Here is a 13,610-nt window from a genome sequence, read left to right on the forward strand (position 1 = left end):
CCGGCCGGCCCCGGGTGGCGCGCGGGTCAGACCGCGCGCAGCGCGCCCGGGTGCCGGCCGGTGAGGTGATCCAACGCGGCCGAGGTGGGCTCGTCGACCGGGAGGTAGACGAGCAGGGTCTGGTCGACGTCGGCCAGGTCGAGAATCTCGCGCTCCAGGCGGAGTTCGCCCGCCTCCGGATGGGCCAGGCGCTCGATGCCGACCCGGCGCGGCACGGTGGCGGGTGTGGCCATCCGGGCGATGAACGCGGTGCCGGCGGTGATGGCCAGCCCGTCGAGGAAGTCCTGCACGTACGGATCGTCGAACCCGGCCGCCGTCCGCAGGATCGCGGCGTGTTCGTCGGCTATCCGGTCCCAGTCGGGATAGGCCGCGCGTGCCCGGTGATCGGTGAACACGTAGCGTGCGAGGTTGGGTTGCTCGTCGTCCAGGATGCCCAGCGGGCGGGCGAGGCGCTCGTAGCCGTTGGTGAAGGCGAGCACGTCGCCGAGCCGGTTGACCAGCAACGCCGGAGCCGGTTCGAGCCGCTCCAGGAGTGCGCGCACGGTGGGTCGCACGGCCCGGGCCGGCGGTTGCCCGTTCGTGCACGGGAACATCTCGCCCGCGGCGGCCTTGGCCAGCTTGCGCACGTGCATGCGCTCCTCCGAGGTCAGCCGGAGCGCGTCCGCCAGCGCCGCCAGGACCGCACCGGACGGGTGGCGGTCGCGGCCCTGTTCCAGCCGGGCGAGGTACTCGACGCTCACCCCGGCCAGGGTCGCCAACTCGGACCGGCGCAGGCCCGGGGTGCGTCGCCGGGCGCCGTCGGGCAGCCCGACGTCGGCGGGCCGAACCGCCGCGCGGCGGTCGCGGAGGTACGTACCAAGTTCGTTCTCGCTCACGGCCCGCAGTCTAGGGCGTGCCCTCGATCCCGTCGTGGTCGCTGCTTTGCCGTCTCGGCTGCCGGTGCTCAGTGGTCGGCGCGGCGGGCCGCGACCGCGCTCAGGCGCTGGATGTCGGTGACCGTCTCGGCCAGGACGGCGAGTTGGCGGCGGAACGCGACGAAGTCGCGGGCCTGCCAGGCCAGTGCGGCCTGCTCCAGCGCGTGCTCGACGGCCCGCTCGTAGTGCGCCCGGGTCGCGTCGTCCACCCTGGACAACACGGCCGCGTCGATGTGCGGGCGCAGCGGGCTGTCGTCGATGACGATGCGCACGTTCGGGCGTTCCATGGCGTCCACGGTCGCATCGTCCACCGGGCCGGGGCAGCCGGCGCACGGGGCGCGCACCGATGCGGACGGTGAGCGGTCGGGGGCGGAGCACTCGGTCACGGTTGGGCGAGCGCGCGCGGGCGGACGGCCGGTTCGGGTGCGCCCGAGGTGTCCGCCGGTGGCCCGAGCCGACCGACCGCGCGGCGAGGGCGCATGCTGGAGAGTGTGAAGTCCGATCGGCTGCTGTCCATCCTGTTGCTGCTCCAGACCCGTGGTCGGGTGCCGGCGGCCGAGTTGGCCGACCGGTTGGAGGTCTCGACACGGACCATCTACCGCGACGTCGAGGCACTGTCCACGGCCGGCGTGCCGGTCTACGCCGAGCGCGGTCGGCACGGCGGGATCTCGCTGCTGCCCGGATTCCGGACCGATGTCACCGGCCTCACCTCGGACGAGGCCCGCGCCCTGTTCGTGCTCGCCGAGCAGGGCACCCACGCGGCGCTCGGCCTGGACGGCGCGCTGGGCTCGGCACTGCGCAAGGTGATGGCCGCGCTGCCCGCGCCGCATCGGCCCGCAGCCGAGGAGATGAGCCGCCGGGTGCTGATCGACCCGCAGCGGTGGATGGTCGGACCACAACCGGCGGTGGACGTGGGCGCGTTGCAGGACGCGGTGTTCGCCGAGCGACGGTTGTCGATTCGCTATCGGCGCAGCGGGGCCAGGACGGCTCGGACGTACACGGTCGACCCGTACGGGCTGGTGGCCAAGGCGGGCACCTGGTACCTGGTCGCGGACCGCAACGGGTCGCCCCGGTTGTTCCACACCGATCGGCTCACCGCATTGACCGTCACCGAGGAGCCGGTGCGGCGCCGGGCCGGGGTCGAACTGGCCGAGGTGTGGCATGCGTTGCGTCGGGGCATCGACGAGCAGCCGGCCGTGGTGCGGATTCGGGCCCGGGTGCGGCGGACCCGGCTGGACATGTTCGTGCGGATCATCGGGGCCTGGCTGACCGGACCGCCGCAGGAGCACGATGCCGAGTGGGTCACGGTCGAATTGGGCTACCCGGCACTCGGCGCGGTCCGCCAACTGCTCCAGTTCGGCACCGACGTGGAGGTGCTGGATCCGCCGGAGGCACGTCGGACGGTGGCCGAGACGGCGACGACGATCGCCCGGGCGTACGGGTGAGTGGTGCGCGCGGTGCCCAGCGGGCGGGCGGATCCGGGGCCACGAGTTCCGGCGATCGGGTGCTTTTCGGGCGGCGGTGGTACGGGGGAACCGGCGGAACCATCGTGTCCGCATCGCTCCGTGTTCATACGATCATCGGAACATGATGGGCGAGGGCTTGGGGGCACGGCGGTGCGGGTCGAGGATCTGTTGGGCATGCCCGAGCTGCGACTGGCCCTGCTGGCGGGTACGGAGGGGCTCGCGCGCGAGGTGCTTCGGGTCTGCGCCGCGGATCCGGTCGACCCCGGCGGGGGCCTGCTCGGCGGCGAACTCGTGGTGCTGCCCGCGGACGGGTACGACCCCGGGCGCGGGGACCTCGCGCGGGCGCTCGCGGCCGGCGGCGCCGCGGCGGTCGTGGCCCTGCCCGAGGCCCGCGAGGGGACCGACGGCACCGAACCGGCCCCCGACGCGGTGCCGTACGCGCTGGTCCAGGTGTGCGCGCGGGCCGGCCTGCCGCTGCTCCTGGCGCCGCGCGCCGCCTCGGCGGTGCGGATCGCCGAGGTGGTCGCGCACCGGCTCGCCCTCGAACACGGGCCGGGCGCCGGGCGGTTGCCGAGTCGGCAGCGGCGCCTGATCACCGCGCTGGCCGAAGGCGCGGACACCCAGGACCTGCTGGACCTGCTCGCCCGCGAACTCGGCGCGGCCTGCCGGGTGCTGACCCCCGCCGGGCGGGTGCTCGCCGCAGCACCGGCGGCCGGGGCGGAGGCCGCGTGCGTCGCGGCCGATCCGGTCGAGCTCGCGCGCGGCGCGCTCGCGGCGGCGCGGCTGCCGGCGGTGATCGACGGCGAGACGGTGTTCGCGCTCGGTCGGGGCTCGACGTTCGCCGGCTACCTCGTGTGTGCCGGCGACCGCACCGACGACGACGCGCTCGCCCAGGCCGCCGACCTGCTGCTGCTCGGCGGTGCACGGCGGGCCGAGCGGCTGGGCGTGGAACGGGCGCACGCCTGGGAACTGGTCGACCTGGTCGAGTCGGACGCGGCCCCGGACGCGGTCCGGGCCCGGTTGGGCGCGGCCGGCATCGGACCGGACGCGGCGCCGATCGTGTGTTGTGCGGCGGGCGACGGCGCGGACCCGGCGACCGAGCGGCTCGTGTCGGACCTGATCGAAAGGGTGCTCGCGGCGGATCCGGCGGCACGCTGGGTGGTGGCCTGCGGCAAGGCCGAGACGGTCGTGTTCGGCTCGGCCGGGACCGGGGCCGGTGCGGCGGCCCGGATCGCGGCGGCGCTCGAACAGGCGGCGCACTGGTGGCAGCCGCTGCTGGGGACCGAGCGGGTGGCGATCGGGATTGCCGGGATGTCGCCCACGTGGGCGACGGCGCTGGCCCAGGCCAGGGGCGCGCGGGACCTCGCGTGGGCGCGCCCCGGCCGGCTCACGGTGGCCGTCGGCCCGGAGATCGACGCCTATCCGGCGCTGCTGGCGGCCGTACCCGCACCGGTTCGCAGCGCGTTCGCGGATCGGGTCCTGGGGGGCCTGCGGGCGTACGACGCCGAACACGGCACCGACCTGATCGGCACCCTCGCCGCCTTTTTGGCCGCGAACGGTGCCTGGCAGCGCTGCGCCGGGACGCTGGGCGTACACGTCAGCGCGTTGCATCAACGCATGGGCCGGGTCCGGGACCTGACGGGCCGGGATCTGTTCTCCGCCCGGGACCGGGTGGATCTGCTGCTGGCACTGGAGACCGAGCACGCCGGTTGAGCGGGGGCGGGAGGAGCGGGCCGGCGGGACGGCGGCGCGGGTCCGCGCGGCGGCCCCGTTCGGCCGGGCGCGGGCCCGCGATCGTGCACCTGCGGACGGCTACTTGGCACCGCTGTCCTGGAGGTCGGCAAGCGACGCGGCCCAGCGGAAGTACTTGTTGCGGCCGAGGTCGCCGATCGTGGTGATCTTCAGCGACGCGAGGTGCTCGGCGTGGGCGTCGGTGATCCCGGCCAGCCCGGCGACGGGCGCGGCGAGGACTTCGCTCAGGGTCTTGTTCTCGTAGGCCTTGTCGAGCAGCTTGTCGAGGTCGGCGGTCACGGGCATGGGTGCTCCCTGCGGGATCGAGGCGGCTGGTGTCCGCATTCGACTCCCATGTTCCGCCGGCATTGTCCTGGATTGCGACATTTGCCGCGTTGTGCGTGTCGGTGGTGCCGGCGTGCGTCGCAGGGCGACCGCTCGATGTCGGCGCCGGCGCTCCAGGGGTGCGAGCGCGGCCAGGATCAACAGCGCGCACAGCAGCGGCAGCGGTACCGGATGTGGCAACGGCCAGATGCCACCTGACATTTCGGGTGCGGCCCACATGGCTGCTCCTCTCCGGTACGCGCGTCGGCGCGCTTCGGGTGGGCGGGGGCGGGTCAGGAACGGCGGATCACGATGTCGCCGGACAACGTGCGGGCGCGGACCTCGACGGTGTCGTCGCCGGCCGACGGGCCGTCCGCCGAGTTCAGCGAGTTGTGGATCCGACCGGCCGGGGATTTCAGGTCCAGCCAGGCCGAGGTGCCCTTGCGGATGCCGACCTCCAGTTCGCCGGACGCGGTCTCCAGGCGCACCGCGCCGTGCACCACCTCGCGGATGCGCACGTCGCCGGACACGGTCTTGGCGCCGACGGTGGTCAGGGCGCGCTCGACGGTGATGTCGCCGAGCGTGGTGTTCAGCCGCAGGTCGCCGCTCACCGCGCCGAGCGAGATGCCGCCGGAGGTGTTGCGCACCACCGCCGTGCCGTCGATCCGGTCGATCCGGATCTCGCCGGCCGACGTGGTGACGTCGGTGTGTCCGACCGAATGGGCCACCGAGACGTCGCCCGAGGTGGCGTCGAGCTTCAGCGCGCCGGTCCGGTCCAGCCGGATGTTGCCGGCGGCGACGCTGAATCCGGCTTCGCCGATTCGGCCCTCGGTGTGGATGTCCGCTGCGGCCGCCTTGCCCTCGACCCGGGAATCGGTGGGCAGTTCGATCGTCACCTCGACCGAGGGGGATCGCCCGAAGAACGAACGGGTCCGACTCTCGGGCGTCCGCACCGTCAGGCGGCCCGACCGGTAGCGGATCGAGGTCTGCTCGGCGGCGCGCACGTCGCCGGCCTGCGACGGGTCGCTGGGGCGTACCTCGACGACGGTGTCGGTGCGGTCGCTCGCGCTGATCCGGAGGAGGCCGGCCTCCAACTCGACGGTGGCGAAGATGGGTTCGGGCGTTTCGTAGACAGGCATGGCATCCCGTTTCGGCGAAGGTGATCGGGGTGGGTGGTGGGCGCGGGTGGTCGAACCGGCCGTCCGGCGGGCCGGGTTCCGTCCCGAGGGGATTCGGTTAGCGCACCCAGCCGGTGTAGCGCTGGGCGCCGCGCGAGGTCGCACGTTTGTCCCGGCCGCGGTCCTCGGGTTCGAGCGCGGCGGAGATCATCCGGACGAGCCACGCGTTGACCGAGAGGCCCTCGCCGCTCGCGGCCTGTTCGACCCTGGACTTGAGCTGATCGGACAGCCGCAGCGTGATGCGCGACGTGCCGCCCTCGTCCGCTTCCGGCGCGGGAGCGGCGGGCGGCGGGCCGGGGGGATCGCCCGGGTCGGCCTCGAAGGCGTCCTCGGCCGCGGGCTCGAAGGGCCGGGTGGCCGGCGCGGGCGTGACCAGGAAGTCCGGATCCAGCCCGCGCAGCCGCACATCCACCGAACCCGGCGCGAGTTCGCGGCTGATCTCGTCCGCGGCGGCGGACAGCGCGCCGAGCAGGGCCAGCCTGGTCGCCGACTCCAGCGGCACGATCAGCCGCTCGGCGAGCAGCCGAGACTCCGTGCCGCCCGCCTCGGCGGCGACCGCGAGTTCCCGGCAGAGCTTGTCGACGTAAGGCGCGAGGTCCATGACGTCATCATGACGTCAGAATGGCGTCATGCGCAAGCGAGAATGGCTGCGATCGTGACGTCAAAAGGCATCGCATGGCGTCATCCGGCCTTTGGGTGACGTCATGCGATGCCGCGGGTGGTGCGTCCGTCGCGGCCCCGACGGTCACGACTCGCGATCGCCGGGGCCGGCGGTTCAGCGGGGGTCCGACTCGTCGTTGGTGGTCGGGGCGAGCAGGTTGTGGTTGCCGGTGAACAGGTTGTTCGGGTCGTGGGCCGCCTTGAGCTCGGCCAGGCGGAGCCGGGTGTCGGGGTCGTACATCGCGGCGACCTGATCCGGGGTGGGCGGGACGCCGTCGCCGTAGACGAAGTTGAGGTTGCGGCCCACGGACAGCGGTTTCAGTACGGCTCGGACGTCGGCCTGGAGCGCCCGCGCGACATCGAGGTCCGCCCCGTCGATCATCGCCACGACCCGGACGATGTAGCGCGCGTCGCGGTGGCCGACCGCGTTGGGCACGGCCGGCTGCCGGGAGAGCGCGCCGCCGAGGTGGCGCACCTCGTGCATGACCATCATCGGCGCGTCGGGGCCGGCGATGCGGTACACCTGCCGCAGCGTCTCCGGATCCAGGTCGCGGACCAGGACGTTGTCGCCGAGGTAGGCGTGCGGATGGGCCGGGTCGTTGTGGATGGTGTGCGAGTCGGCGTAGGCAAGCTCGGCCAGGTTGTCGACCAGACGCGGCCCGACCGCGCGCAGCGGAGCCACCAGGCGTTCCCCGTCCGCGACTTCGCCGGTGTGCACGATCTTGATGGACGCGGTGTGCCGGCCGCGCAACGGCGGCGGGACCTGCTCGATGTCGGGCAGACCGATGAACGAGATCGACGAGGTGACCTGCTCCGGCACCGTCTCGGTCCAGGCGAGCCAGGCCGCGGTGGCCGCCTCGACGTGGTCGGCGTCGAAGATCAGCGAACCGCCGTACACCCGGGCCACCGGGAACAGCTCGAACTCGATCGAGGTGACGATGCCGAAGTTGTCCCGGCCGCCGCGCAGCGCCCAGAACAGGTCGCCGTCGCTCTCGGCGGTGACCCGCCGCACCATAGCGTCGGCGGTGACCACCTCGATGGCCAGGACATGATCGGCGGCATACCCGAACTCGCGCGCCATCAGGCCCAGTCCGCCGCCCAGCGTGTAGGCGACGACCCCGACGTGCGGGGCCGAGCCGTTGAGCGGGGCCAGCCCGTGCGGGGTGCTCTCGGCCACCACCCGCTCCCAGCGCGCACCGGCCTGGGCCCACGCGGTCCGCGCCCGCGGGTCGACCCGGACCTCGGCCATCCGTCGGGTGGAGATCAGCACGCCGCCCGGGGCCGCGCTCGCCGGAGCGTGCCCGGTGGCCCGGACCGCCACCGGCAGCCCGCGCGCCCGGGCGAACTCGACCGCGAGCCGCACGTCCTCGGCGTCGGCCGCGCCCACGATCACGTCCGGCCGGGGTCGGAACGCGGTCTGGAATCCGGACCGCTCGTCGTCGTACCCGGCGTCGCCCGGCACGACCACGACACCCTCGACCCGCGCGGTCAGCGTGGCGATCGCGGCGGCGAATTCCGGGTCGCCGCCCGGTTGTGCGGCGGCGTTGTTCGCGGTCATCGCAGACTCCTTCGCTCGAGGGCGCCCGGAGCGGCGCCCCTGGTTTTGTGCGGCCACTCTCCCTCGATAACTCGACACCCGCCGTCAAGTTTTCGGACGGGTTCAGCGCGCGGCCGAGCCGGCGCCCGGCCCGGATTCGCTAGGCGACCCGCTGCGCGACGGGTGTGTCGAGGTCCTCCTCCCTGCTCGTCGGGAGGTCGCGTTGGTGGGCCATCGGTGAGAACAGCAGGATCAGCGCGGCGGACGGGATGGCCGCCGCCATCACCCAGACGGTGGGGCGTACGCCGATCGTCGAGCCCAACGCGCCGGCCAGGACCGCGCCCACCGGGATGGTGCCGTAGTTGACGAACTGCATGCTGGCGGCCATCCGACCGAGCAACCTCGGCGGGCAGTAGCTCTGTTGGAACCCCGCCTTGATCACGTTGCCCGCCACGACCCCCGCCACCATGGCGAAGTTGCCCACCACGAACAGGGCGAGCCTGGGTCCCTCGGCGGCCAGCGGGACGAGCAGGACGATCACCGGCAGACCCAGTTCGAACACGATCGTGGCCCGCGCGGTGCCGATCCGCGCCGCGACCCGGCGGCCGACGAAGGCCCCCGCCACGCCGCCCAGCGAGCCGATCGCGATCAGGCCGCCGACCGCTCCGGGGCTGACCCCGATCGTCCGGACCAGGAACACCACCTGGACCGATTGCAGCCCGATCAGAGCGAGGTTGGACACGCCGCCGAACAGCGCGAACGTGCGCAACCATCGGTCGTGGGCGACCAGCCGCAACCCCTCCCCGATCTCGCGGATCAGCGAGGGCTCGGCGCTCGGGGCGGCCGCCGGGTCCGGGTGGGCCGACTGCTCGCGGTGCCGGATGTTCAGGAGACATGCGAACGAGGTCAGGAACGTGCCCGCGTTGACGTACATCCCGTTGACCGCGCCCACGAGCTGCGCGATCAGGCCGCCCGCGCCGACCCCGGCGATCTGCGCGGCGGACGCGCTGCCGTGCAGCTTGCTGTTGCCCTCGGCCTGGTCGACGGGCTTCAGCAGGCTCGGCAGGTAGGCGGTGTAGGCGGTCTGGAAGAAGACCGCGGACACCCCCGTGGCGAGGGTGATCGCCAACAGCAGGCCGATGTTCAGCAACCCCGCGAAGTGCGCCAGGGGTACGGACAGAAAGAGCGCGCACGACGCCGCGGCGGCAGCGAGCATGATCGGGCGGCGCGCTATTCGGTCCACCCATACGCCCACCGGCAGACCGATCAGCAGCCACGGCAACCAGGCCGCGGCACCGAGCAGGCCGACCTGGAACGTGCTCGCGTCCAGTGTGGAGACCGCGATCAGCGGCATCGAGACGCTGGTGACCGAGGCGCCGAACCTGCCCGTGGTCTCGCCGAACCACAACAGGCGGAAGTCGCGGTGTCGGCGGAGCAGTCCGCTCACGTCGGCTCCTCGGTGGGTGCCTCGGGCGTCGGGTCCTGGGTGGTCGGTTCGTCGGGCGTCGGTTCCGCGGATCGGCGTGGCAGCGCCTGGTACTGGAGCACGACGGTGATCGCGCCGGGCAGCTCCGGTGCCTGGGTGTACTCGCTCACGAGCGCGACCACCCGATCGTTGAGTTCGGCGAGCTGATCGGCCGTCAGGCGGGCGCCGCTCCAGTCGGAGACGGCCCGGGCCCGGACCCATTCCGGACCCATCTCCTGGGCGTCGGCGTAGGTGGCCACCATGCGCTCGGCCTGTTGGCGCAGCGCCTCGTCCTCGTACACCGCCAGCGCGCCGCTCGTGGCCGGGTCGTCACGGAAGTCGCTGGTGTTCAGTTGGCGCGGGTTGTAGACGGCCCGCCACCAGCGCTCGCGCTTGGTGCCGCGGTCGGGGTCGTCCTCGATGAAGCCGTGCTCGGCCAGGGTGCGCAGGTGCCAACTGATCGTGCCGGTGCTCTCGCCGAGCCGCGCGGCGAGTCGGGTGGCGGTGGCGGGGCCGTCCAGCTTGAGGAGTTCGACCAGGCGCATGCGCAGCGGATGGGCCAGGCCACGCAGGCTGCGGGCGTCCATCCTCGGGAGGGGATTGGGCATGCCTCGACTCTAATAGGCAGAGACTTCTCTGCAAAGGACTCTCGGCAGAGAAGTCTCTGCAATTGCTGCGCCGATCTCAGGACGTGTCGGCCAAGGCCGCAGGGGACACGGGGGACGCGGGGGGCGTGGGGGACGCGGGAGTCGGCGGGTTAGGCGCCACGGGCGCGGTGGGGCTGATCGGCACCGGGACCGGGGTGGGCCGCGGTCCGTCCGAGTCGTGGGTGAAGTGCAGGATCAACGTGACCACCAGGCCGATCACGATCACGGCCACTCCGACGAGCGCCTGGATGGTCTCGCGATGCGGGGGGCGTCGTTTCTCGGACATAGCGCCACGTTAGGCATGTCGGACGCGGGTCGGCAGGGAAAGCGCACGACTTTCGCCGCAGGTGTCGGCATACGTCCGGTCGATGGCTCCCCACCTGCGGGTTTCCGCGAGGAGATAACGTGGCGCACGCGCCGTCCGGTGCATGGCCGAGGCCGGATCCGGGCAGCGGTCCCCTTTTGTGCTCCGCCCAGCCCGTGAGGAAATTCGTGGACAAGCCCGTCCTGCTGACCGTCGACGACGATCCGGCCGTGTCCCGTGCGGTCGCCCGCGACCTGCGGCGGCAGTACGGCGACCGGCACCGCATCGTGCGCGCCGAATCCGGCGCCCAGGCGCTGGAGGCGCTGGCCGAACTGCACGAGCGGGGCGAACAGGTCGCGGTGCTGATCGCCGACCAACGCATGCCACAGATGGACGGGGTCGCCTTCCTGGAACAGGCCGCGCATCTGTACCCGCGTGCGAAACGGGTGCTGCTGACCGCCTACGCGGACACCGGCGCGGCGATCCGGGCGATCAACGACGTGGACATCGACCACTACCTGCTCAAGCCGTGGGATCCACCGGAGGAACGGCTGTACCCGGTACTGGACTCGCTGATCACCGCGTGGGAGACCGCGCCGGTGCCGGACGAGAGCTGGGCCACCGTGATCGGCGCCCGATTCTCCGCGCCCTCCTTCGAGTTGCGCGACTTCCTCGCCAACAACGGGGTGCCGTATCGCTGGTACGACGTCACCCAGGCCGAGGCGCGCCGGCTGATGCGTGAGACCGGCACCACCGAGGCCGACGTGCCGGTGGTGATCGCGCCGGACTCGACCGTGTTGCGGGCCCCGTCCAAGGGCGAACTGGCCGAGTACGTCGGCCTGTCCGTGACCGCCTCCGGCGACCTGTACGACGTGGTGATCGTCGGCGGCGGCCCGGCCGGCCTCGGCGCGGCGGTGTACGCGGCCAGCGAGGGGCTGCGCACACTGCTGGTGGAGCGCCAGGCCACCGGTGGCCAGGCCGGGCAGAGTTCGCGGATCGAGAACTATCTCGGCTTCCCGGACGGCATCTCCGGCTCGCAGTTCATCGGCCGGGCCCGCCGCCAGGCGCTCAAGTTCGGCGCCGAGATGGTCAGTACGCGCGACGTGACCGAACTGCACGTGGACGGCGAGGTGCGCACCATCTCGTGCGACGGCGACATCGTCGCCCGGGGCCATGCGGTGGTGCTCGCCACCGGCGTGTCCTATCGCACCCTGGAGGCGCCGGGCCTGGCCGAACTCACCGACCGCGGCGTTTACTACGGTGCGGCGCTGACCACCGGCCCGGACACCCGCGACCAGGACGTCTACATTGTCGGCGCGGCCAACTCGGCCGGTCAGGCCGCGGTGTTCTTCGCCCGCTATGCCCGCCGGGTGATCATCCTGGTGCGCGGTGCGGGCCTGGAGGCGTCCATGTCGCACTACCTGATCGAGCAGTTGGCGCAGATCCCCAACATCGAGGTGCGCGTGCGCACCGAGGTCTCCCACGCGCACGGCACCGGTCGGCTGCGCGAACTCACCCTGCGCGACCGCGACTCCGGCAAGGAGGAGACGGTCCCCGCGTCCTGGTTGTTCGTCTTCATCGGTGCCAGCCCGCGCACCGCGTGGCTGGACGGCAGCGGCGTGCGCCGCGACCGGGAGGGCTACATCCTCACCGGCAGCGAACTCCTCGACGACTGCGACGGCGAACTCGACGGCTGGAGTCGGCCGCCGTTCGTCCAGGAGACCGCCGTGCCGGGCGTGTTCGCCGCCGGCGACTCGCGCGCGGCCTCGGTCAAGCGGGTCGCGTCGGCGGTCGGCGAAGGTGCGATGACGGTGATGTTGGTGCACCGCTACCTGGACACGTTGGGCGCCCGGAGGGACTCCGCGGATTCCGCAGGTTCCGCGAATTCCCCGGATTCCCGCACCCCGGCGACGGAGGGCTCGCGATGAGTGTGTGCGACGTGTTGCCGCCCGAGGAACTGCGCACGCTGTTCCTGTTCGAGAAACTCCCGGACGAACACCTGAACTGGCTGTGTGCGCACGGCAAGGTCAAGGCGTTCCCGGCGAACACCACGCTCTACCACGAGGGCGACCCCGGCGAGTGCTTCTTCGTGTTGCTCTCCGGCGAGGTCACGATGAACCGCATGGTGCGCGGCGGCGAGCTGGAGGTGCACCGCTCGTCGATGCGCGGCGCCTACGTCGGCGCCGCGCTCGCCCTGGACGGCAGCGGCAACGACGGCGCCACGCCGGCCGTGCACGCGTACGGCAACACCGCGCGCACGCACGTCGACTCGACCTTCTTCGTGCTGCCGGCGGCCGAACTGGCGCAGGCCTTCACCGAGTGGTTCCCGATGGCCGCGCACCTGGTCGCGGGCATGTTCCTGGGCGCGCGCCGCAACGGCTCGGCGGTCGGGCAGCGCGAGCGCATGGTGGCCCTGGGCACGCTCACCGCCGGGCTCACCCACGAGTTGGGCAACCCGGCGGCGGCAGCCGAACGGGCCGCCGCGAACCTGCGGATCCGGCTGGGCGAATTGCGCTCGGCCCGAGCCGAGTTGGCCCGCGCCGGGGCGACCGCCGAGGCGCTCGCGGCGCTGGATCGCTTGCAGGCCGAGGTGTTGGCCCACCGCGGCGCCGAGGCGCCGCGGCTGCGACCGCTGGAGTTCGCCGACCGGACCGACGAAGTGGCCGAGATCTTCGAGGACTTGGGCGTCGAGGATGCGTACGAGACGGCCCCGTCGTTCGTGAACGTGGGTCTGTACCAGGACTGGGCCCGGGACGCGGGCGCCGCGCTCGGTCCGGCCGCGCGCCCCGGATTGACCTGGCTCGCCGCCAACCTGGAGGGCGAGGCGCTGCTCGACGAGGTCGCCGACGCACTCGGCCGGATCACCGAACTGCTCTCCGCCGCCGGGCAGTACACCCAGATGGACCGGGCCCCCTACCAGGAGACCGACCTGCGCAAGGGCCTGGACAGCACGGTGGCCATGTTGGCCGGCCCGCTGCGCGACATCCGGGTCGAGCGCGAGTACGCCGAGGACCTGCCGAAGATCCAGGCGTATCCGGCCGAGCTCAACCAGGTGTGGACCAACCTGATCGACAACGCCGCCGACGCGATGGCCGGCCACGGCACGCTGACCCTGCGGGCCCGCGCGGACGCGGCGTCGGTGGTGATCGAGGTCGAGGACGACGGCCCCGGCATCCCACGCGACATCCAGGACCGGATCTTCGAGCCGTTCTTCACCACCAAGGCACTGGGCGAGGGCACCGGACTGGGCCTGGACATCTCGTACCGGATCATCGTCGAACGCCACGACGGCACGGTCACGGTCGACTCCGAACCCGGCCGCACCACCTTCCGGATCACGCTGCCGAGATAGCGCGTGGGCCCGGCGGGCGCGTGCTCGCCGGG

13 protein-coding genes are annotated in these 13,610 nt (G+C 72.8%); 4 read left to right on the forward strand and 9 right to left on the reverse strand.

The annotated features are described in order from the left end of the window. Positions 1–26: 26 nt before the first annotated feature. Positions 27–875: a helix-turn-helix transcriptional regulator gene (locus ABZ374_RS33485; protein WP_360318376.1), complete on the reverse strand. Its 849-nt coding sequence runs from the start codon at positions 873–875 to the stop codon at positions 27–29. A 68-nt stretch (positions 876–943) separates the two neighbouring features. Continuing rightward, positions 944–1,201, reverse strand: coding sequence for a hypothetical protein (locus ABZ374_RS33490; RefSeq protein WP_360318378.1), 258 nt, complete (start codon positions 1,199–1,201; stop codon positions 944–946). Positions 1,202–1,405: 204 nt separating this feature from the next. On the opposite strand from ABZ374_RS33490, the gene ABZ374_RS33495 reads away from it, so the two are divergent. Further along, positions 1,406–2,359, forward strand: a complete 954-nt coding sequence (locus tag ABZ374_RS33495) for a YafY family protein (RefSeq protein WP_360318481.1) — start codon at positions 1,406–1,408, stop codon at positions 2,357–2,359. Positions 2,360–2,554: 195 nt separating this feature from the next. Beyond that, complete coding sequence (locus ABZ374_RS33500) at positions 2,555–4,093, forward strand: helix-turn-helix domain-containing protein (RefSeq protein ID WP_360318380.1); 1,539 nt, start codon at positions 2,555–2,557, stop codon at positions 4,091–4,093. A gap of 99 nt (positions 4,094–4,192) precedes the next feature. Here the strand turns inward: ABZ374_RS33500 and ABZ374_RS33505 are convergent, their stop codons facing one another. The 7 genes from ABZ374_RS33505 to ABZ374_RS33535 all read right to left on the reverse strand — a co-directional run bounded on the left by ABZ374_RS33505 (position 4,193) and on the right by ABZ374_RS33535 (position 10,208). Next, positions 4,193–4,417 (reverse strand): hypothetical protein, encoded by a 225-nt coding sequence (locus tag ABZ374_RS33505; RefSeq protein WP_078974137.1) that lies wholly within the window; start codon positions 4,415–4,417, stop codon positions 4,193–4,195. A 311-nt stretch (positions 4,418–4,728) separates the two neighbouring features. After that, complete coding sequence (locus ABZ374_RS33510; protein ID WP_360318382.1) at positions 4,729–5,574, reverse strand: DUF4097 family beta strand repeat-containing protein; 846 nt, start codon at positions 5,572–5,574, stop codon at positions 4,729–4,731. A gap of 97 nt (positions 5,575–5,671) precedes the next feature. Continuing rightward, complete coding sequence (locus ABZ374_RS33515; RefSeq protein WP_360318384.1) at positions 5,672–6,214, reverse strand: hypothetical protein; 543 nt, start codon at positions 6,212–6,214, stop codon at positions 5,672–5,674. Positions 6,215–6,388: 174 nt separating this feature from the next. Next, a complete protein-coding gene (locus tag ABZ374_RS33520) occupies positions 6,389–7,831 on the reverse strand; it encodes an FAD-binding oxidoreductase (protein ID WP_360318386.1) in 1,443 nt (480 codons plus the stop codon). 139 nt (positions 7,832–7,970) lie between these two features. Continuing rightward, entirely contained in the window at positions 7,971–9,257 is a 1,287-nt protein-coding gene (locus ABZ374_RS33525; RefSeq protein WP_360318388.1) for an MFS transporter, read from the reverse strand. Next, entirely contained in the window at positions 9,254–9,883 is a 630-nt protein-coding gene (locus ABZ374_RS33530; RefSeq protein ID WP_360318390.1) for a helix-turn-helix domain-containing protein, read from the reverse strand. Before ABZ374_RS33530 ends, ABZ374_RS33525 begins: the two co-directional genes overlap by 4 nt. A 76-nt stretch (positions 9,884–9,959) precedes the next feature. Further along, the gene (locus ABZ374_RS33535; RefSeq protein WP_360318392.1) at positions 9,960–10,208 is read right to left on the reverse strand and encodes a hypothetical protein; all 249 of its coding nucleotides are present in this window, start codon (positions 10,206–10,208) and stop codon (positions 9,960–9,962) included. A gap of 206 nt (positions 10,209–10,414) precedes the next feature. Between ABZ374_RS33535 and ABZ374_RS33540 the strand changes: the two genes are divergently transcribed. After that, positions 10,415–12,154 (forward strand): FAD-dependent oxidoreductase, encoded by a 1,740-nt coding sequence (locus tag ABZ374_RS33540; RefSeq protein WP_360318394.1) that lies wholly within the window; start codon positions 10,415–10,417, stop codon positions 12,152–12,154. Further along, on the forward strand, positions 12,151–13,578 hold the full coding sequence (locus ABZ374_RS33545) for an ATP-binding protein (protein ID WP_360318396.1): 1,428 nt from the start codon (positions 12,151–12,153) through the stop codon (positions 13,576–13,578). The genes ABZ374_RS33540 and ABZ374_RS33545 overlap by 4 nt, the downstream gene beginning before the upstream one ends. The last annotated feature ends 32 nt before the right edge of the window (positions 13,579–13,610 follow it).

The sequence above is a fragment of the Embleya sp. NPDC005971 genome, from assembly GCF_040629175.1.
Taxonomy (GTDB): Bacteria; Actinomycetota; Actinomycetes; order Streptomycetales; family Streptomycetaceae; genus Embleya.

What these genes read in the sequence shown, in the direction of transcription:
- ABZ374_RS33530 (WP_360318390.1), bottom strand. Translation starts at nt 9,883, where the DNA reads ATGCCCAATCCCCTCCCGAGGATGGACGCCCGCAGCCTGCGTGGCCTG.
- ABZ374_RS33505 (WP_078974137.1), bottom strand. Translation starts at nt 4,417, where the DNA reads ATGCCCGTGACCGCCGACCTCGACAAGCTGCTCGACAAGGCCTACGAG.
- ABZ374_RS33520 (WP_360318386.1), bottom strand. Translation starts at nt 7,831, where the DNA reads ATGACCGCGAACAACGCCGCCGCACAACCGGGCGGCGACCCGGAATTC.
- ABZ374_RS33535 (WP_360318392.1), bottom strand. Translation starts at nt 10,208, where the DNA reads ATGTCCGAGAAACGACGCCCCCCGCATCGCGAGACCATCCAGGCGCTC.
- ABZ374_RS33515 (WP_360318384.1), bottom strand. Translation starts at nt 6,214, where the DNA reads ATGGACCTCGCGCCTTACGTCGACAAGCTCTGCCGGGAACTCGCGGTC.
- ABZ374_RS33500 (WP_360318380.1), top strand. Translation starts at nt 2,555, where the DNA reads ATGCCCGAGCTGCGACTGGCCCTGCTGGCGGGTACGGAGGGGCTCGCG.
- ABZ374_RS33510 (WP_360318382.1), bottom strand. Translation starts at nt 5,574, where the DNA reads ATGCCTGTCTACGAAACGCCCGAACCCATCTTCGCCACCGTCGAGTTG.
- ABZ374_RS33490 (WP_360318378.1), bottom strand. Translation starts at nt 1,201, where the DNA reads ATGGAACGCCCGAACGTGCGCATCGTCATCGACGACAGCCCGCTGCGC.
- ABZ374_RS33545 (WP_360318396.1), top strand. Translation starts at nt 12,151, where the DNA reads ATGAGTGTGTGCGACGTGTTGCCGCCCGAGGAACTGCGCACGCTGTTC.